Here is a 372-nt window from a genome sequence, read left to right as displayed (position 1 = left end):
TATTGTGTTCGACGGCAAAACGCCACGAACCCGCCAGGGCCAGGGAGGCACTCACAGTCCCCACCCTCAGCATTCGAATGAAGCAGCCGCCGCGAGGCCGGCTGCCCGGCTCTTTATCGATTCAAGGGAATGGGCGCCCCGGCGCCCGCTAGCAAAACCATTACGAGAACGTGGAGATACCCACCCATGCATACCGACACCACACGCGAGAACCCGCAGGCCAGCGCGCCGCAGGCCGCCGATTCGTCGCAGGATCTGGCCGCCACCGCGCCGGGCCAGCTGCGCGTGATCAAGCGCAACGGCACCGTAGTTCCCTATACCGATGACAAGATCACCGTGGCCATCACCAAGGCGTTCCTCGCCGTGGAAGGC

At 64.5% G+C, this 372-nt stretch carries 1 protein-coding gene; it reads left to right on the top strand.

The genetic code is table 11. From position 1 onward, the window contains the following. Positions 1-186: 186 nt before the first annotated feature. On the top strand, positions 187-372 hold a 186-nt coding region (locus tag FLP08_RS17365), incomplete at its 3' end, for an ATP cone domain-containing protein (protein WP_156278181.1).

It is taken from the genome of Christiangramia aestuarii (assembly GCF_009735585.1).
In the GTDB taxonomy this organism is placed as follows: domain Bacteria; phylum Bacteroidota; class Bacteroidia; order Flavobacteriales; family Flavobacteriaceae; genus Christiangramia; species Christiangramia aestuarii.
This window is presented reverse-complemented; position numbering and strand designations above follow the sequence as displayed.